Annotated in this window: 14 protein-coding genes; 8 read left to right on the top strand and 6 right to left on the bottom strand. The window is 73.1% G+C overall.

Translation table 11 applies throughout. The features are described 5' to 3' along the window. Positions 1 to 62 precede the first annotated feature (62 nt). Positions 63 to 1,130 (top strand): threonine aldolase family protein, encoded by a 1,068-nt coding sequence (locus tag MRBLMI1_RS10480; protein WP_367732244.1) that lies wholly within the window; start codon positions 63 to 65, stop codon positions 1,128 to 1,130. Positions 1,131 to 1,188: 58 nt separating this feature from the next. Here MRBLMI1_RS10480 and MRBLMI1_RS10475 read toward each other — a convergent pair whose 3' ends face one another. Beyond that, positions 1,189 to 3,111: a M3 family metallopeptidase gene (locus MRBLMI1_RS10475; RefSeq protein WP_367732242.1), complete on the bottom strand. Its 1,923-nt coding sequence runs from the start codon at positions 3,109 to 3,111 to the stop codon at positions 1,189 to 1,191. Positions 3,112 to 3,182: 71 nt separating this feature from the next. After that, positions 3,183 to 3,797, bottom strand: coding sequence for an NUDIX hydrolase family protein (locus tag MRBLMI1_RS10470; protein WP_367732234.1), 615 nt, complete (start codon positions 3,795 to 3,797; stop codon positions 3,183 to 3,185). A 186-nt stretch (positions 3,798 to 3,983) separates the two neighbouring features. On the opposite strand from MRBLMI1_RS10470, the gene MRBLMI1_RS10465 reads away from it, so the two are divergent. The 4 genes from MRBLMI1_RS10465 to MRBLMI1_RS10450 all read left to right on the top strand — a co-directional run bounded on the left by MRBLMI1_RS10465 (position 3,984) and on the right by MRBLMI1_RS10450 (position 10,816). Beyond that, positions 3,984 to 4,643, top strand: coding sequence for an alpha/beta hydrolase (locus MRBLMI1_RS10465; protein ID WP_367732232.1), 660 nt, complete (start codon positions 3,984 to 3,986; stop codon positions 4,641 to 4,643). A 69-nt stretch (positions 4,644 to 4,712) separates the two neighbouring features. Beyond that, positions 4,713 to 9,401 (top strand): ATP-dependent helicase, encoded by a 4,689-nt coding sequence (locus MRBLMI1_RS10460; RefSeq protein ID WP_367732230.1) that lies wholly within the window; start codon positions 4,713 to 4,715, stop codon positions 9,399 to 9,401. Beyond that, positions 9,394 to 10,170: a DNA-formamidopyrimidine glycosylase family protein gene (locus tag MRBLMI1_RS10455; protein ID WP_367732228.1), complete on the top strand. Its 777-nt coding sequence runs from the start codon at positions 9,394 to 9,396 to the stop codon at positions 10,168 to 10,170. Before MRBLMI1_RS10460 ends, MRBLMI1_RS10455 begins: the two co-directional genes overlap by 8 nt. Positions 10,171 to 10,408: 238 nt before the next feature. Next, the gene (locus tag MRBLMI1_RS10450; protein WP_076673580.1) at positions 10,409 to 10,816 is read left to right on the top strand and encodes a transferase; all 408 of its coding nucleotides are present in this window, start codon (positions 10,409 to 10,411) and stop codon (positions 10,814 to 10,816) included. Between the two features lie 159 nt (positions 10,817 to 10,975). Here the strand turns inward: MRBLMI1_RS10450 and MRBLMI1_RS10445 are convergent, their stop codons facing one another. Beyond that, positions 10,976 to 11,365, bottom strand: a complete 390-nt coding sequence (locus MRBLMI1_RS10445) for a DUF1304 domain-containing protein (protein WP_367732225.1) — start codon at positions 11,363 to 11,365, stop codon at positions 10,976 to 10,978. Between the two features lie 32 nt (positions 11,366 to 11,397). On the opposite strand from MRBLMI1_RS10445, the gene MRBLMI1_RS10440 reads away from it, so the two are divergent. Continuing rightward, positions 11,398 to 12,120: a LysR substrate-binding domain-containing protein gene (locus MRBLMI1_RS10440; RefSeq protein ID WP_367732223.1), complete on the top strand. Its 723-nt coding sequence runs from the start codon at positions 11,398 to 11,400 to the stop codon at positions 12,118 to 12,120. 8 nt (positions 12,121 to 12,128) lie between these two features. On the opposite strand, the gene MRBLMI1_RS10435 is transcribed toward MRBLMI1_RS10440, so the two are convergent. Beyond that, on the bottom strand, positions 12,129 to 12,449 hold the full coding sequence (locus MRBLMI1_RS10435) for a hypothetical protein (RefSeq protein ID WP_367732221.1): 321 nt from the start codon (positions 12,447 to 12,449) through the stop codon (positions 12,129 to 12,131). Positions 12,450 to 12,512: 63 nt separating this feature from the next. Here MRBLMI1_RS10435 and MRBLMI1_RS10430 point away from each other — a divergent pair, with 63 nt between their 5' ends. Both MRBLMI1_RS10430 and MRBLMI1_RS10425 read left to right on the top strand, forming a co-directional pair. After that, entirely contained in the window at positions 12,513 to 13,238 is a 726-nt protein-coding gene (locus tag MRBLMI1_RS10430; protein ID WP_367732219.1) for a glutamine amidotransferase-related protein, read from the top strand. A gap of 185 nt (positions 13,239 to 13,423) precedes the next feature. After that, the gene (locus MRBLMI1_RS10425) at positions 13,424 to 14,239 is read left to right on the top strand and encodes a tryptophan-rich sensory protein (protein WP_367732217.1); all 816 of its coding nucleotides are present in this window, start codon (positions 13,424 to 13,426) and stop codon (positions 14,237 to 14,239) included. 61 nt (positions 14,240 to 14,300) lie between these two features. On the opposite strand, the gene treZ is transcribed toward MRBLMI1_RS10425, so the two are convergent. Both treZ and treY read right to left on the bottom strand, forming a co-directional pair. Continuing rightward, the gene (gene treZ, locus MRBLMI1_RS10420; protein ID WP_367732215.1) at positions 14,301 to 16,052 is read right to left on the bottom strand and encodes a malto-oligosyltrehalose trehalohydrolase; all 1,752 of its coding nucleotides are present in this window, start codon (positions 16,050 to 16,052) and stop codon (positions 14,301 to 14,303) included. A 77-nt stretch (positions 16,053 to 16,129) separates the two neighbouring features. Then, a complete protein-coding gene (gene treY, locus MRBLMI1_RS10415; RefSeq protein ID WP_367732213.1) occupies positions 16,130 to 18,535 on the bottom strand; it encodes a malto-oligosyltrehalose synthase in 2,406 nt (801 codons plus the stop codon). Position 18,536: the final 1 nt, after the last annotated feature.

Here is an 18,536-nt window from a genome sequence, read left to right as displayed (position 1 = left end):
GAGGCCCCCGGCGCTCCCCGGCTCGCGGCGGCGACGTCCGCGGCCGTGACTACGCTGGAACCGTGACCTCCCTGCATGACACCGCGGTGCGCGGCTTCGCCTCCGACAACTACTCCGGCATCCATCCCGACGTCCTCGCGGCGATCGCGGCGGCCAACGAAGGCCACCAGGTGGCCTACGGCGAGGACGTCTACACCGCGCGCCTGCAGGAGCTCTTCGTCTCCCTCCTCGGCGACGGCGTCGAGGCCTACCCGGTGTTCAACGGCACCGGCGCGAACGTCGTGGGCCTGCAGTCGATGCTCCCCCGGTGGGGTGCGGTCATCTCGGCGTCGACCGCGCACATCAACGTCGACGAGGGTGGAGCGCCGGAGCGCGTCGGCGGCATCAAGCTCCTCACCGTGCCGACGGACGACGGCAAGCTCACCCCCGAGCTCGTCGACCGCGAGGCGTGGGGCTGGGGCGACGAGCACCGCGCCCAGCCGCTGGTCGTCTCCATCACGCAGTCGACGGAGCTCGGCACCCTCTATTCGGTCGAGGAGATCCGCGCCCTGGCGGACCACGCGCACGGGCACGGCATGCGCCTGCACATGGACGGCGCCCGCATCTCCAACGCGGCCGCCGCGCTCGACGTCCCGCTGCGGGCGTTCACCCGCGATGCGGGCGTCGACGTCCTCAGCTTCGGCGGCACGAAGAACGGCGCGATGATCGGCGAGGCCATCGTCGTGCTGGACCCGGCGGCATCCACTGGTCTCACCTACTTGCGCAAGCTCGACATGCAGCTCTCGAGCAAGATGCGGTTCGTGTCCGCGCAGCTGGTCGCGCTCCTCGAGGACGACCTGTGGCTCCGCAACGCCCGCCACTCCAACGCGATGGCGCAGCGCCTGCGCGGGGGCGTCGAGGCGGGCCTGGCCGACGGCTCCATCCGGGGCGTCGAGTTCACCCAGCCGACGCAGGCCAACGGCGTCTTCGCGATCCTCCCGCCCGGCGTCGCGGACCGGCTGCGCGAGAGCTTCCGCTTCTACGACTGGGACGAGCTGCGCCGCGAGGTGCGCTGGATGTGCTCGTTCGACACGACCGAGGACGACATCGACGCCTTCGTCGCCGCTCTGGCCCGCGAGACCGCGGCCTGAGCCCGACGCACGGCAGGGGGCCGCGGCATCCGATCCGGGATGCCGCGGCCCCGTCGTCTCAGGACCCGGCGAGCCAGTCCCGGTAGGCCTCGAAGCGAGTCGGGCGGCCGAGGAACGCCTCGACGAGGTCGACGGCGTCGCGGGACCCGCCCTGCTCGAGGATCTCGGTGCGGTAGCGGCGGGCGACCTCGGCGTCCATCAGATCCCCGGCGAAAGCGGTCAGCAGGTCCCGCGCGATCACCAGGCTCCACTGGTACGTGTAGTAGCAGGCGCCGTAGCCGGTGAGGTGGCCGAAGCCGGCGTAGGAATGCGAGCCGGGCAGGGGCTGGACCGGGCTGGTCTCACGGTAGTACCGCTCGGTGGCGGCGGCGATGTCGTCGGGGCGGTCGACGTGCAGGTGGTACGAGGTCTTGGCGTGACCGAGCTGACGCCGGACCTCGAGCGCGCGCCCGAACGCGTCGGCGGTGCGCATGCGGGCGACGAGGTCGGCGGGGATGGGCTCTCCCGCGGCGTTGACCGCGAAGGACGCGAGCACGTCGGCATCCCACGCCCACTCCTCGAGGAGCTGGCTCGGCGCCTCGACGAAGTCCCACTCCGTCTCGATGCCGGTGAACCGCGCCCACCGCTGGTGCCCGCCGAGGATGTCGTGCACCAGGTGCCCGAACTCGTGGAAGAACGTGACCACCTGATCGTGCTCGAGCAGGCCCCGGGGGAGGTTGCACAGCAGCACGGCCTCGGGCAGGGTGCGGCCACGGACGCCCGGGACCAGGCCGAAGCAGGCGGCGTGGTTGTATTTGCCGTCGCGGGGGTGCAGATCGAGGTGGATGCGGCCGAGCCGTCGTCCGTCCCGGACCACGTCGTAGGTCCGCACGTCTTCGTGCCAGGACGGCGCCGAGACGGGCACGTAGTCGATCTCCAGCAGCCGGCCCGTGACCCCGAGCACGCCGTCGAGCACGCGCGGGAACGGGAAGTACGACCGGACCTCCTGGGCGTCGACGTCGTACTCCTCGCGCTTGAGCGTGCCGAGCAGGTACCAGAAGTCGGCGATCGCGACCTCGGATGCCGCCGGCTCGTCCTGCTGCAGACGTCGCAGGACCCGCGTGTACTCGTCCTGCGCGGCCGCGGCCGAGGCCTCGTCGACCTGTGCGAGGAAGGCGGGGATCGCCGCACCGGAACCGATCATGCGGGTGTCGGCCTCGTAGTCGGCCCAGTCGGTGAAGCCGAGCAGGCGGGACAGCTCTTCCCGCACCGCGAGCAGCTCGGCGAGGACCGCCTCGTTCTCGGGCCAGGCGAGGTCGTTGTAGGCGGACACGAGCGCCGTGCGCGTCCGGCGGTCGCGTGCGTATTCCCGCACCGGCATGAGGTCGGTGTACTCCGTCGTCAGCGTCACCATGCCCTCCTCGTCGGCGGGGTGCGCGGCGCGGAAGTCGTCGGGGAGGCCGCCCAGGCCGTCGACCGGGACGCGGATCTCACGGCGTCCCTCCCGGATGTTGCGCGAGAAGGCCTGCGAGAGCTCGGTGTCGCGCTCGGTGAGGAGACGGACCCGCTCCCGCGCGTCGTCATCGAGGTCCACACCGCCGCGCCGGAAGTCGCGGCGGATCTTCTCGAGCAGCCGCAGCTCGTCCGCGGCGAGCCCGGCGGGGTCGGCGTCCGCGAAGGCCCGCCAGAGCGCGCGGTCGAGCAGGCGGCCGGCCTGCAGCGCCTCGAGCTCGCGGACCTCCGCCTCGGCCGCCGCGCGGATCTCGGCGTCCGGGTGGGACTCGCTCACCAGATGCGACGGCGCCAGCGCCTCGCCGAGCGCCAGGTCGGCGTCGTTCCACAGCTGCAGGCGCTCGGACGTCGACAGGTCGTCCGCGCGGGACAGGCGCTCGTCGATCGCCGCCACCCGGGCGCGACGCTCGGCCGGCCGGTCCGTGACGAAGGTCCGCCAGCCGGCGGCGTCGGCGGGGAGCGGAAGAGGGGCGGGCTCGGAACTGGTCATGCCTCGACCCTAGGCAGGGCCCGCGACACCGGCAACGACGACGGGGCGGGTGCCCGTGGCATCCGTCCGCGTCAGCGCAGCGCGCCCACGGACGCCAGCGCGAGGCGGATGAGCGTGCCGCGGCCGCCCTCCATCTCTTCGGCCAGAGCGTCGGATGCCGCCTCCTGAGGCGACAGCCAGGTGACCTCGAGCGCATCCTGGCGCGGCTCGCACGTGCCGGTGACAGGGACGACGTACGCCAGCGAGACCGCGTGCTGGCGATCGTCGTGGAAGGCGCTCACGCCGGGGAGCGGGAAGTACTCGGCGACCGTGAACGGGGTCGGCTGCGCAGGCAGCAGCGGGAACGCCATCGGACCGAGGTCGTTCTCGACATGGCGGAAGAGGGCGTCGCGGACCGTCTCGCCGTAGCGCACGCGGCCGGAGACCAGCGTCCGCGTCATCTCGCCCAGCGGCGTGGCTCGCAGGAGGATGCCGACCTGCGTCACGATGCCCATGCCGTCCGTGCGGACGGGCAGGGCCTCGACGTAGAGCATCGGCAGGCGCCGCCGGGCCTCGGCGAGCTCGACCTCGCTGAGCCACCCCGGGTTGCTGTTGGAGCTCCGCGCCCCCGCGGGGAAGGACGCGGCGAGCGGGTCGCGCTCCTCGCCGTCGTCGGCGGGATCGGGATCGGGGGTGCGGACGGCCATGCGTCCTGTATATCAACGGACGACCCCGGATGCCGCATGTACGCGGCGGTCCGGTCCGCGGGGAGGGGAGGAGATGTCGCGGAGGGAGGACGTCAGGAGGCCGGGGCGCCCTCCGCCGGCGGCATCCCCTCCCCCGGCCCCGGACGGCGCCGCGCCGATGTCGGGGGTCGCTGCCACAATGGCCGCATGAGCGCGCTCCCCCCGATCGACTCCGCCGTCGTGCAATGGTCGGCGCCGCCCGGGGAACGCGACGACCGGCCCGTCCTGATCCTCCTGCACGGCTACGCCGCCGACGAGCGCGACCTCTTCGGGCTCGTCCCGTACCTCCCCGACGACTTCGTCGTCGCGAGCGTCCGAGCCCCCCTCACCCCGCCGTGGCCGACGCCCGGGGCCTCCTGGTACCCCATCGAGGGTCTGAACGGCCGCGATCCCGCCGCGGTCACGCGCGCGGCGGAGACACTGCTGACCTGGATCCGGGATGCCGTCGGCGAACGCCCCGTCGGCCTCCTGGGGTTCTCGCAGGGCGGCGCCGTGGCCCTGCAGACCCTGCGCGCCGACCCGGACGCGGTGTCGTTCGTCGTCGTGCTCGCGGGCTACGCCGCCGGCGGCGACCTCCCCGGCGACGCGGTGCTCGCCGAGCGGCGCCCGCCCGTGTTCTGGGGGCGCGGCTCGCGCGACGACGTCATCCCGCCCGCCCTCGTCGACATGACGGCGCAGTGGCTCCCCGCCCACAGCGATCTCAGCGGGCGCGTCTACGCGGGCCTCACGCACTCGGTGTCGGAGGAGGAGCTCGCCGACGTGCGCGCCTTCCTCGACGCGCGCCTGACCGCCGCCACGGCCGGCTAGCGCACCCCGTCCGCGGCGGGCGAACGTCAACCCCGGCCCGATGTCGGAGGGGCGGGCCAGGATGGAAACATGGCGGACGTGCTGGAGCGTTTCGGTCCTGCGACGCAGGACTGGTTCCGTGGCGCCTTCGCGAGCCCCACCACCGCGCAGAAGGGCGCCTGGGAGGCCGTCTCGTCCGGGCGGAACGCCCTCGTCGTCGCACCGACCGGGTCGGGCAAGACGCTGTCCGCGTTCCTCTTCGCCATCGACCGCGTCTTCCGCGAGAAGGCGCCCGAAACGCCGGATGCCGCCCCCGCCCGCCGCGGCCGCCGTTCCACCCCCGCGGCCCCCTCCACGCGGACGCGCATCCTCTACATTTCGCCGCTGAAGGCCCTCGGCGTCGACGTGGAGCGCAACCTCCGCTCACCGCTCGTGGGCATCGGCCAGTCGGCCCGCCGTCTCGGCATCGACGTGCCCGCGGTCACGGTGGGCGTCCGCTCGGGCGACACCAGCTCCAGCGACCGCCGCAAGCTCGTCACCGACCCGCCCGACATCCTCATCACGACGCCCGAGTCGCTCTACCTGATGCTCACGAGCCAGGCGGCCGAGACGCTGCGGGGCGTCCACACCGTCATCATCGACGAGGTGCACGCCGTGGCCGCCACCAAGCGCGGCGCGCACCTCGCCGTCAGCCTCGAGCGGCTCGACGCCCTGCTGGAGCAGCCCGCGCAGCGCATCGGGCTCTCGGCGACCGTCCGACCCATCGACGAAGTCGCCCGGTTCCTCGGCGGGGCGCAGCCGGTCGACATCGTCGCGCCCAAGGCCACGAAGGCCTTCGACCTGTCCGTGGTCGTCCCGGTCGACGACATGCTCAACCCGCCTCCGCCGCCGGGCTCCCCCGCCCCCGACGAGGCGGTCGACGGCGAGTGGTTCTCGGAACGCCCCGAGAGCACCGAGATGGCCGGCTCGGTGTGGCCGCACGTCGAGGAGGCGATCGTCGACCGCATCCTCGAGCGACGCTCCACCATCGTGTTCTCCAACTCCCGTCGCCTGGCGGAACGCCTGACCGGCCGGCTCAACGAGATCTACGCCGAGCGGCAGGGCATCGACGTGCCGGAGCCGACCGTGCCCGCGGGGATGATGGCCCAGGCCGGGTCGTCCGCCGGCGTGCCCGCGATCCTGGCCAAGGCGCACCACGGCTCGGTATCGAAGGAGCAGCGCGCCCAAGTGGAGGACGAGCTCAAGTCGGGCACGCTGCGGTGCGTGGTCGCCACGAGCAGCCTCGAGCTCGGTATCGACATGGGCTCGGTCGACCTGGTCATCCAGGTCGAGGCCCCGCCGAGTGCGGCATCCGGACTCCAACGCGTCGGACGCGCCGGGCACCAGGTCGGCGAGGTCAGCCGCGCCGCCCTCTTCCCGAAGCACCGCAGCGACGTCCTGCACACCGCGGTCGTCACGGAGCGCATGCTGTCGGGGCGGATCGAGGCGATCTCGGTCCCGCAGAACCCGCTCGACATCCTCGCGCAGCAGACGGTGGCGGCCTCCGCGCTCGGCTCGATCGACGTCGAGGAGTGGTTCGAGACGGTCAAGCGGAGCGCGCCGTTCCGCTCCCTGCCCCGGTCCGCCTACGAGGCCACCCTCGACCTCTTGTCGGGCCGCTACCCGTCGGACGAGTTCGCCGAGCTCCGCCCGCGCCTGGTGTGGGACCGCGACGCGGGCACGCTCACCGGGCGACCGGGCGCCCAGCGGGTGGCCGTCACCAGCGGCGGCACGATCCCCGACCGCGGCCTCTTCGGCGTCTTCGTGGCGGGCGAGTCGCAGAACGCCCGCGTCGGCGAGCTCGACGAGGAGATGGTCTACGAGTCGCGCGTCAACGACGTCTTCACGCTCGGAACCACCAGCTGGCGGATCGTCGAGATCACCCATGACCGCGTGAACGTCGTCCCGGCCTTCGGGCAGCCCGGCAAGCTGCCCTTCTGGCACGGCGACGGCATCGGCCGCCCGGCCGAGCTGGGCGAGGCGCTCGGCAGGTTCTCGCGCGACATCGCCGCCGCCGACCCCGCCAAGGCGGAGGACCGTCTGCGCGAGTCGGGTCTCGACGACAACGCCATCACCAACCTGCTCGCCTACCTCGCCGAGCAGCGCGAGGCCACCGGCAGCCTCCCGACCGACCGGACCCTCACCGTGGAGCGCAGCCGCGACGAGGTCGGGGACTGGCGCATCATCCTGCACTCCCCCTACGGCATGCAGGTCCACTCGCCGTGGGCGCTCGCGGTCAACGCCCGCATCCGGGAACGACTGGGCGTCGAGGGTGCCGCCGTCGCCAGCGACGACGGCATCATCGCGCGAGTCCCGGATGCCGCCGCCGAACCGCCCGGCGCCGACCTCTTCGTCTTCGAGCCGGACGAGCTCGAGCAGATCGTCACCGACGAGGTCGGCGGCTCGGCGCTGTTCGCCTCGCGGTTCCGCGAGTGCGCCGCGCGGGCGCTCCTGCTCCCGCGCCTGAACCCCAACCGCCGCTCGCCGCTCTGGCAGCAGCGGCAGCGCTCGGCGCAGCTGCTCGAGGTGGCCCGGCGGCATCCGGCCTTCCCGATCATCCTCGAGACGCTGCGCGAGGTCCTGCAGGACGTCTACGACCTGCCCGCGCTGCTGCGCGTCGCGCGGTCGATCGGCGATCGACGGATCCGGCTGGTGGAGACCACCACGAGCCAACCGTCGCCGTTCGCGCGCGACCTGCTCTTCGGGTACGTCGGCGCGTTCATGTACGAGGGCGACTCGCCGCTGGCCGAGCGCCGCGCCGCCGCGCTGTCGGTCGATCCCGCGCTGCTCAGCGAGCTGCTGGGCAAGGTCGAGATGCGGGAACTGCTCGACCCCGACGTCATCGCCCAGTTCGAGCGCGAGGCGCAGCGACTGGACCCCGAGCGTCGCGTGCGCGGTGTCGAGGGCGTGGCCGACCTGCTGCGGCTGCTCGGCCCGCTGGACGCCGGCGAGGTCGCCCTGCGCCTGGACACCGACGGGGATGCCGCCGTCGAGGCCGCCCGGCACCTGCAGACCCTCATCGAGGACCGCCGCGCCATCCCCCTCACCATCGCCGGGGTGTCCCGCGTGGCCGGCATCGAGGACGCGGGACGACTGCGCGACGCCCTCGGCGCGGCCCTGCCCGTCGGCATCCCGAACGCCTTCCTCGAACCCCTCGCCGACCCCCTGGGCGACCTCGTGGCCCGGTACGCCCGCACGCACGGGCCGTTCCCGACCGAGGCTCTGGCCGAGCGGCTCGGCGTCGGCGTGGCCGTCGCGCGCCTGACCCTGCAGCGCCTCGAGTCGCAAGGCCGGCTGTCGAGCGGGTTCTTCCTGCCGGAGGCGGCGAACGGCGGTCGGACCGGCGACGCGCGCGGCGACGACACGGAGTGGTGCGACACCGAGGTGCTGCGGCGCCTGCGCATGCGCTCGCTCGCAGCGATCCGCGGCAGCGTCGAGCCGGTCTCCCCCGCCGCCTACGCCCGCTTCCTCCCCGTCTGGCAGCACCTCGGCCGCCCGTTGGAAGGCGTCGACGGTGTGCTCGCCGTCGTCGAGCAGCTCGCGGGCGTCCCCATCCCCGCGAGCGCCTGGGAGTCTCTCGTGCTCCCCTCGCGCGTCGCCGACTACACGCCCGCCATGCTCGACGAACTCACCGCGACGGGCGAGGTGGTCTGGTCCGGACACGGCACGCTCCCCGGCCGTGACGGATGGATCGCCCTCCACCCGGCGGAGGCCGCCCCGTTCACGTTGCAGGATCCGGACGATCCCGACGACCCCGCCCCCGACTCGCTCGAGGCGCGCGTCCTCGCCGCCCTCGCGGGAGGCGGAGCGTACTTCGCCGCCCAGCTGAAACAGCTCGCCGGGGCCGAGAACGAGCAGTCCGTCAACGACGCGCTCTGGGCGCTGACGTGGGCGGGCCGGGTCACCAACGACACGTTCTCCCCCGTCCGGACGCTTCTGGGCGGAGGAGGACAGGCCCACCGCACCGCGCGCCGTGCGCCACGTGCCCGTATGTACCGCGGCGCCACGATGCCCCGCGCGGTCTCGGCGCCCCGACCCCCGTCGCTCGGCGGACGGTGGTCGCTCCTGCCGGAGCGGGAGCCGGATGCCGCGGCTCGGGCGACCGCCACCGCCAGCCTGCTGCTCGACCGGTACGGCGTCGTCACGCGCGGCGCCGTCCAGTCCGAGGGCGTCCCCGGCGGGTTCGCGCAGGTCTACCGGATCCTCGCCGGCTTCGAGGAGGCCGGACACTGCCGCCGCGGCTATGTGATCGAGAAGCTCGGCGCCGCGCAGTTCGCGGCATCCACGACGGTCGACCGCCTGCGGGAGTTCGCCGCCGTCGCGGACCCGCCGCCGCTCCGCGCGGTGACCCTCGCGGCCACGGATCCTGCGAACCCGTACGGGGCCGCGCTGGGATGGCCCTCGCTGGAGGGGGTGTCCCATCGACCCGGGCGGAAGGCCGGCGGCCTCGTCGTCCTCGTCGACGGCGAGCTCACCCTCTATCTCGAACGCGGCGGACGCACCGCCCTGGCGTTCACCGACGACGAGGCGCGCCTCACCGCGGCGACCGCGCACCTCGCCGAGACGGCCAAGCGCCGCCGGCTGGACACCCTGACGGTCGAGCAGGTGAACGGGGAGTTCGTGTACGGCACCCCCGTCGGCCGGGCCCTCCGCGCCGCCGGGTTCGTCGAGTCGCCCAAGGGGCTCACCCTCCGTCGTGTCACGGCCGGCGACGCCCTGCGGGAGGCCGCCCGTGCCTGAGGGCGACACCGTCTACCGCGCCGCCGCCAAGCTCACCGCGGCCTTGACCGGGCACACCGTGACCCGCTTCGACATCCGCGTGCCGGGCAGTGCCACGGCCGACCTTCGCGGCGAGAAGGTGCACGAGGTCGCCGCCCGCGGCAAGCACCTGCTGCACCGGATCGGCGAGTACACCCTCCACTCGCACCTGAAGATGGAGGGCCGGTGGGACGTCTACCGGCCTGGCGAGCGGTGGCGGCGCCCGGCCTTCAAGGCCCGGGCCATCGTCGGGGTCCGCGGGGCGGATGCCGTCGGGTTCGACCTCGCCATGGTGGAGGTCCTGCCCACGCGCGAGGAGGACCGGGTCATCGGCCATCTCGGCCCCGACCTGCTCGCCGACGACTGGGACGAGGCGGAGGCCGTCCGCCGGGTCTCGGCCGACGACCGCCCCGCGCACGTCGCCCTCCTCGACCAGCGGAACGTCGCCGGGTTCGGGAACGTCTACGCCAACGAGCTGCTGTTCGTGCGCGGCATCGCCCCGACCACGCCCGCGTCGGCGATCGACGTGCAGGCCACCATCGCGCTCGGCGAGCGCATGATCCGGGCCAACCTGCCACGGCCGGAGCGCACCTTCACCGGCGACAGCCGCCCGGGCCGGCGGTTCTGGGTGTACGGCCGCGAGGGCGCACCCTGTCGACGCTGCGGCACGCCCATCCGCGCCACGACGCTCGGCGCCTCGGCCACGAGCGAGCGCAACGTCTTCTGGTGCCCGCGCTGCCAGCCCGAGTGATGCGCCGCGCGCGCCGGCGATGAAGTCCCGCGGACCAGGCTGTCAACCCATGAGTTCCGATCGGTCGCGCATGCGAGAACGGTCGTACACAAACACGGCGAACAGCGAGCATCCCCCTCCCGCGGGCTGAGGAATCCGAAGCGGCAGGGGCGACGAACAACCATGCGAGGGAATGAGAACCGTCCCTCGACGGTTGTCACATATGTCGGCCCGACCCGTTGGCCGACCGGAGGGGATCGTGGGAAAGAACTACATCGACATCGAGAACGACCACGGCGAGACGCTGCGCTACCGCAAGCACGTCAACGGTCGCGGACTCGTCGCGCACGGCGCGAAGGTCCACCCGTCCGCGCTGGTCGAGAACGGCGCGTACGTCGAACCCGGCGTGCAGATCGCGGCGGGTGTTCGAGTCGGTCGCGGCGCCTGGATCGAGTCGGATGCCGTCATCGGACCCGAGGCCCGCATCGAGCCGCACGCGCACATCTGCGCGGGCGCGGTGATCGGGGCCGGCGCGCACATCGGCGTCCGCACGCAGGTCGGCCACAACGCGCGGATCGCGGTCGGCTCGCTCATCGGCGACGACGAGATCATCAACGACGGCGAGGCCGTCGCCACCGACCGTCGGGGTCTTCGCCTGGCCGCCTGACGCGTCATCATCCACGACCCGCACGTCTCCTCGGAGCGTGCGGGTTTTTCCTTGCTCGCTGCACGTCCGTAGGGCGCTGACTTGCCGCGAATGCACGCTCACCACCCCCGCCGGCGTACATTCGCGCCAACTCACGGCACGCAGAGGGGCAGGGATGCCTCAGGCCAGCAGCACCAGAACCACCCCGAGCAGCGGCAGCGTCCCCTGGACGGCCGCCGGCCGCACGTACTTCCTCCCCGAGGTCACCAGCACCAGCGCCGCGGCGAGCATCGAACCGAGCGAGAACAGCAGCAGGGTGCGGCCCGCGACGTCGCCGGTGCCGTTCACGGCCCAGAGCACGACGCCGAGCAACGCGCCCACCGCGAGGAACAGGTTGTAGAACCCCTGGTTGTACGCCATCGGACGGGTGATGTCGGCGGCATCCTGGCTGGCCACGCCGAACCGCCGCCACACCGCCGGACGCGTCCACCGGATGCTCTCCATCACGAAGATGAGGACGTGCAGCACGGCGGCGAGCGCCGCCACGATCAGAGCGAGGATGCCGGGCATGCCCCCACGCTAGCCCCGGATACCCTGGATCCATGGCCTCCGGAAAGAGCTCCCGCGGACGCGCCCCGCGCGGCGGACGTCCGGCCGCCTCGCGGACGTCCAAGCCGGCACCGGCGCGACGCCCCGCCCCCGCCAAGAAGCCGGCCGCGGTCTCGCCGGCGGAGGAGCCGCGCGACTTCGTCCTCGGGGCGGTTCCGGGCGCGACGCCGGGCAAGTGGATCGGCCTGTGGCGGGAACGGATGCCGCACGTCGCCCTCGACCTGCGCGCGATCACCGTGGCCGAGCAGCGCGAGGCCCTCGACGGTCTCGATGCAGCCCTCGTCCGTCTGCCCGTGGCAGCGCCCGACGACCTGCACCTGATCCCGCTCTACGACGAGCTCCCGGTGGTCGTGATGGCGGCCGAGAGCGACCTGACCGCGGGCGAGGACCTGGAGCTGGCCGACCTGGCGGGCGAGGTCGTCATCACGCCCCTCGACGACACGCTCGGACTGAGGATCCCGGATGCCGCGGAGCCGCGCTTCGCGCCTCCGGCCGACGCGGCCGAGGCCATCGCGACGGTGGCCGCGGGGGTGGGGGTCGTCGTCGTCCCGATGTCGATCGCCCGGGCGAACCCGCGGCGCGACGTGGAGTTCCGCGTGCTGCGCGACGGACCGACCTCGACGGTCGCCCTCGCCTGGCTGCGGGAGCGGACGACGCCGGACGTCGAGGCGTTCGTCGGGATCGTCCGCGGCCGCACCGCCCGCTCGTCCCGGTAGCGGCCGCCTCAGCGCTTGTGCGTGCGGCGCACCTCGTCGACGGTCGCGCCGCCACGGAGACCCTGCGCCCGCGCCGCCCGCAGGACGGCCTCCGCGTCGGCCCTCGCCTCCTCCGTCCGCGCGGTGAGGTCGACGCGGACGGGGGTGGGGAGCCGCTTGCGCTCCCGGTCGCGCACCGCCGCCGCCATCACCTCGGCGACATCGACGGGGTCCCCGGCCAGGCTGCGCACGTCGGCGCCGCAGCCGAGCTCGTCGGCGGCGGCCCGCAGCGCGGTCATCACCTCGTCGAGGTGTTCGACGTCGGTCACGAGCAGCGTGGCGGAGGTCATATCTCCATTGTCCGCCCGACGCCACCGCCGGGGGGCCGGCCGGGCCGCGCATAGAATTTCGGGGTGTCCGGTCGTCTGCTCTACGTCTGCGCGCGCCCGCAGCGCGACGCCGCCGTCGCCGAGTGGGCGTCCTTCCGGGACGGATTGGGCGTCTCCGACGAGGACCTCGTCCACCACGACCTCGTGCGCGAGCCGCTTCCGGACGACCTCGAGCGCTTCTCCGGCGTCGTCGTCGGCGGAAGCCCCTTCAACGTGACGGACCCGGACAAGACGCCGACGCAACTCCGCCTGGAGGGCGACCTGGAGCGTCTCGCCGCCGCGGCGATCGACGGCCGGACGTCGGCGATGTTCACCTGCTTCGGCATCGGCGTGGTCACGCGCCTCCTCGGCGGCGACGTCACCCTGGACCACCCCGAAGACACCGGCCCGACCGACGTCGAGCTGACCCCGGAGGGGCGCACCGACGACCTCTTCGGCCTGCTCACGCCGCGGTTCCAGGCCCTGACCGCCCACAAGGAGGCCTCGGCATCCGTCCCGCCCGGCGCGACCCTCCTCGCCTCGAACGACCTGTGCCCCGTGCAGGCGTATCGCGCAGGCGACGCGCTGTGGGCGACGCAGTTCCACCCCGAGCCGACGACCGACGCGTTCGTCGCGCGGATGGCGGTGTACCGCGAGGCGGGGTACTTCGACGCCGACGCCTTCGACGAGGTGTCGGCCTTCGTCCGGACGGCCTCCATCGAGCAGCCGACGCTCCTGCTCCGGTCATTCGCCGCGCGCGTCCTCGCCTGAGCGGACCGGCAGCCACGTCGGCAGGGCGCGGCCCCGCCGCCTCCCCAGACGGGCGCAGCCCCGCCGCCTCCTCCGGCGGGCGCGGCCCCGCCGCCTCCCCGGCTGGGCTCGGGGCCGTCCCCGGACGGGATGCCGCCGTGTCAAGCCCTCCACCCCAAACTCGCTAGCTTTTCTAGTGTTCTCGCATGAGTGCAACAGGGAAGGCGCGGGGCGCGGACCTCGCGCGGCAGATCGTCGTCCTCTCCGCCGTGTCGTTCATGCTCATCGCGGCGGTCGTCGGGGCCGGGGCGTTCAACAGCACCGCGGTGCAGGATCAGCAGGGCGGCGCTCTCGACACGGACGGCTCCTACCTCGCCCCCGCCGGTCCGGCGTTCTCGATCTGGTCGGTCATCTACGCCGGGCTCATCGCCTACGCCGTCTGGCAGGCGCTCCCGCGCCAGCGCGCGAACCCTCGCCAGCGCGCCCTCGGCTGGCCGATCGCGCTGACCATGGCGCTGAACGGCCTGTGGCTGGTCGCAGCACGCTTCGGGACCCTGTTCCTCACCGTCGTCGTCATCGTCCTGCTCCTCGCGGCGCTGGGCTACGCCTTCCGGATCGCGGTGATCACGCGCGAGCCGCGGGGCGGCGTGCTCGACTCCGTCCTCATCGACGGCGTCACGGGCCTCCACCTCGGCTGGGTGACCCTCGCGACCGTCGCCAACATCGCGGCGTGGCTGACCACGGTCGTCCCCGCGGAGTGGGAGCAGGGGGCGGATGCCATCGGCATCGCCGTCCTCCTGGTCGTGGCGGTCGTGGGTCTGGCCATCGCGTGGCGGAGCGGCTGGCGCGTGACCCCCGCGATCGCCCTGGCGTGGGGCCTGTCGTGGCTCGCGGTCGAACGGTTCACGGGCGAGCCGCAGAGCGGACCCATCGGCGTGGTCGCGATCATCGTCGCCGCCGTCGTCCTGCTCCCGCCCCTCACGGTCTCGACTCTCCGCCTCCTCCGTCCCGGCGGGGACTGATCGCGCCCGCACGACCGACGGCCCCCGCTCCGTGGAGCGGGGGCCGTCGGTCGTGTCGAGGTCAGAGCGGCGGTGCGGCGATCGCGCTCGCCCCGGCCGGCACGGTGACCGACCCGTCCTCGAGCGTCACGCCGTCCGCGGTCGCGAGCAGGACGCGGACCCCGGATGCCACCGGCACCGACGCCGCGGCCTCAGACAGGTTCACGATGACGACCAGGTCCTGACGGCGCAGCTCGTAGACCCGCCCGCCGTCGCCCTCCGTCGTCCGCGCCGACAGTCCGTCGCGGGAGGGGTCGGTCAGCTCGGGACGCGTCCGCCGCAGCTTCGCCAGCTCGCGGTAAAGCGCCAGCAGCGTCGCATGCCCGTCCTGGTCCGGCTCGTCCCAGTCCAGCTTGGAGCGCTCGAACGTCGCCGGGTCCTGCGGGTCGGGGACCGTCGACTCGTCCCAGCCCATCTTCGCGAACTCGGCGATGCGCCCCTCGGCCGTCACCTTGCCGAGCTCGGGCTCCGGGTGCGAAGTGAAGAACTGCCACGGCGTCTTCGCCCCCCACTCCTCGCCCATGAAGAGCATGGGCGTGCCGGGCGCGGTCAGCGTCAGCACGGCGGAGGCGGCGAGCCGGTCGAAGTCCAGGGTCTGCGAGAGACGGTCGCCCGCGGCCCGGTTGCCGATCTGGTCGTGGTCCTGCGCGAACGTCACGAGGCGCCAGTTCGGCACGGCATCCGGGATGGGGTGTCCGTGCTTCTCCTCACGGAACGACGAAAAGGTGCCGTCGTGGAAGAAGCCGCCCTCACTCACCTTGCGGAACGCGTCCGCGTCGGCGAAGTCCTCGTAGTAGCCGATGGTCTCGCCCGTCAGCGCGACGTGCGCCGTGTGGTGCCAGTCGTCCGACCACTGCGCCGTCAGCCCATATCCGCCGGCCTCGCGGGGCAGGATGAGCTTCGGATCGTTCATGTCCGACTCGGCGATCGTCGTCAGCGGCACGCCACGGTGCGCTGACAGCGCGTCGGTCCGCTCGGCGATCTCCTGAAGGATGTGCACCGGTCGCTCATCGAGCAGCGCGTGCACGGCATCCAGGCGGAGACCGTCGACGTGGTAGTCGCTCATCCACATCAGCGTGTTCTCGAGGATGAAGGCGCGCACGGCGTCCTCGTCCAGGTTGACCGAATCGCCCCACGTGTTGCGGCTGCCTTCGCGCAGGTACTCGCCGAACTCCGGCAGATAGTTGCCCGACGGTCCGAGGTGGTTGTAGACGACGTCCTGGATGACCGCGAGACCGGCCGCGTGGGCGGCGTCGACGAAGCGCTGGTAGGCCTCCGGCCCGCCGTACGCCTCGTGCACGGTGTACCAGAGGACCCCGTCGTAGCCCCAGTTCCACGTCCCGTTGAAGCCGTTCACCGGCAGCAGCTCGACGTGCGTGACCCCCAGGTCGACGAGGTGGTCGAGGCGCCCGATGGCGGCATCCAGGGTCCCCTCCGGCGTGAAGGTCCCGAGGTGCAGCTCGTAGATGAGACCGCCCGGCAGCTGGCGGCCCGTCCAGGCGGCGTCGTTCCAGCTGTAGACCGACGGGTCGAACCAGGCCGAGGCCTCGTGCACGCCCCCGGGCTGACGCCGCGACCGCGGGTCGGGGCGCAGGTCGTCCCCGTCGCCGAGGACGAAGCCGTACCGTTCGCCGTCGGCGAGGTCGACGGGAGTCGACCACCACCCGTCGGCGGCGGCCGTCATCTCCACGTCTTCGACGACCGTGTCGCCGCTGTCGTCGAGCCGGCGCAGCCGGACGCGCTCTGCCTTGGGTGCCCAGACGTCGATGCTCATCAGAGGTGTTCCCTTCGTATGGGAGAGATCGGGGGGGGGATGCGGGGCGACCGGGTGGGCCGCCCCGCGCGTGACGATCAGAAGATCAGAAGGGCCACGGGGTAGACCGCCAGCAGGTCGGCCAGCGGCACGGCGCCGCCCGCGAACGAGCGACCGGTCAGCACGTCGATGACGGGCGTGTCCGGCAGCAGCACCACCGTGTCGCGCCAGCCGCCCGAGGCTTCCAGACCGTGGGGCAGACGCGTCGCGACGGCGAACACCCCGCCGCGATCGAACGCGATGACGTGGTCCGCCGCCACTCCGGCGGCCTCCAGCGGACGGTAGATCCCGAGCGGGTGCTCCCGACGCAGGCGCAGCGCACGCGAGGTCACGAGCAGCTTCGCCGCACCCGTGGCATCCACGGCCGGAGCCGGTGCTCCGGGGGCGTCGATCGCGGCGAGGAGCCGGCGCCGCTCGGCGAAGTCGACCGCACGACGGTTGTCGGGATCGACGAGCGACTGCTCCCACAGCTCCGAGCCCTGGTAGACGTCGGGAACGCCCGGGCCCAGGATCTGCAGCAGCTTGGCCGACAGGCCGTTCGACCAGCCCGCGGGCGAGATCTCGTCGACGAACGCGCGGACGCGCTCGGCGGCGGGGCCGGTCGCGGCGTCGACGACGGCGTGCATGCGCTCTTCGAACGCCTCGTCCTGCTCCCACCATCCGGTGACCTCGGACGCCTCGCGCGCCGCCTTCTCGGCGTAGGCGTGCAGGCGCTCGTGGTAGTCCTTCAGACCCTCCGCGGTGTCCGCGGTAGCCGGCCACGCCCCGACGATCGCCTGCCACAGCAGCGCGTCGAACGGCCCGTGGCCGGTGGAGGCGATCCCGCGGAACTCCCCCAGGACGGCGGACCAGCGCTCGGGGATCTCGGCGAGGACGGTGATGCGGGCACGCGTGTCCTCGCCGCGCTTGGTGTCGTGCGTCGACAGCGTCGTCATGGCGCTGGGCCACGACGCGTGACGCAGTGCCTGCGCGGTGTGGAAGCCCGCGACGTCGAGGGAGAACTCCCCCGGATCGCCGCCCACCTCGGTGAGCGAGCCCAGTCGTGTGTAGCGGTAGAACGCCGTGTCCTCGACGCCCTTGGCCATCACGGGCCCGGTCGTCTGCTGGAAGCGCCAGGCGACCTCGAGGCTCGTGTCGGCGAGCACCGGGACGAGCTTCTCGATGACGTCGCCGAGCTCGGGACGGCGGACCTCCGCCTCGCCCGCCGCGGCGTCGAGGTGCGCGCGGCCGGCGGGCAGGTAGGAGCGGTAGACGGGGAAGCACGCGAGGATCTCGGCCAGCGCGTCCTGCAGCGCCTCGGCGTCGAACTCCTGGCGGAGCTCCGCGGGGAGACCGCGCACGAGACGGCGGATCTCCGACACCTGGATCGAGTCGGCGATCTTGCGTTTCGTGTCGTGGATGAGGTCGTGCCAGCCGGTGAGCGGCTCCAGGTCGCTGTCGGCGCGCAGGCGCGCGTCGAGAGCGTCCAGCGCCGCCTCTCCCGCAGGGTCGGTCAGCACCCGGTCGATCTCGGCGAGAGCGTCGTAGCCCGTGGTCCCGGCGGTCTTCCACCACGAGGGCAGCGCCTCGCCGTGCTCGAGGATCTTCTCGCCGAGGACGTAGCCGACGTCGCCGTCGCCCGCTTCCTCAAGGGCGACCGCGAGCTGGTCGAGGTACCCGCCCGGATCGACGAGGCCGTCCGGGTGATCGACGCGCAGACCGTCCGCGAGGCCCTCGCGCACCCAGCGCAGGATCTCGGCGTGGGTCGCCTGGAACACCTCCGGCAGCTCGACCCGGACGCCCGCGAGCGTGGTGACCGCGAAGAAGCGACGGTAGTTCAGGTCGGCCGCCTCGTCCTGCCAGAAGCGCAGCTCGAAGTTCTGCGCGGCCAGCAGGGCGCGGATGCCGTCACGGGACGCGGAGGCCGTGGCATCCGGAGCCGTGCCCGGCGCGACCGGGAAGGCGTGGTCGAAGTAGCGGATGAGACCGTCGGGAGCGTCGTCCGCGGGTGTCGGGTCGTAGGTGATCTCGTCGATCACCGCGTCGAGCTGGTCGCCGAGGACGGGGAGGCGCACCTTGCCGTCGCCGAACTCCCAGTCGATGTCGAACGCCCCCGCGTGGGCCGAGGCACGGCCGAGCCGGAGGACGTCCCACCACCAGGCGTTGGTCCGGGGCTCGGAGACGCCCATGTGATTGGGGACGATGTCGACGAGGATGCCGAGACCGTCCGCGCGCGCCGCCGCGGCGAACCGCTCCAGACCCGCGGCACCCCCGCGGGCCGGGTCCACCCGGCTGACGTCGACGACGTCGTAGCCGTGGTCCGACCCGGGCGTGGCCTCGAGGATCGGCGAGAGGTACGCCCACGAGACCCCGAGGTCACGGAGATATCCCGTGACCTCGGCGGCATCGCCGAGGGTGAACGACTCGCGGATCTGCAGGCGGTACGTCGACAGCGGCGCGCGCACC

Source organism: Microbacterium sp. LMI1-1-1.1 (assembly GCF_040815675.1).
Lineage (GTDB): Bacteria > Actinomycetota > Actinomycetes > Actinomycetales > Microbacteriaceae > Microbacterium.
Note: the sequence above shows the minus strand (reverse complement) of the source record. Positions and strands in the feature narration are given on the sequence as shown.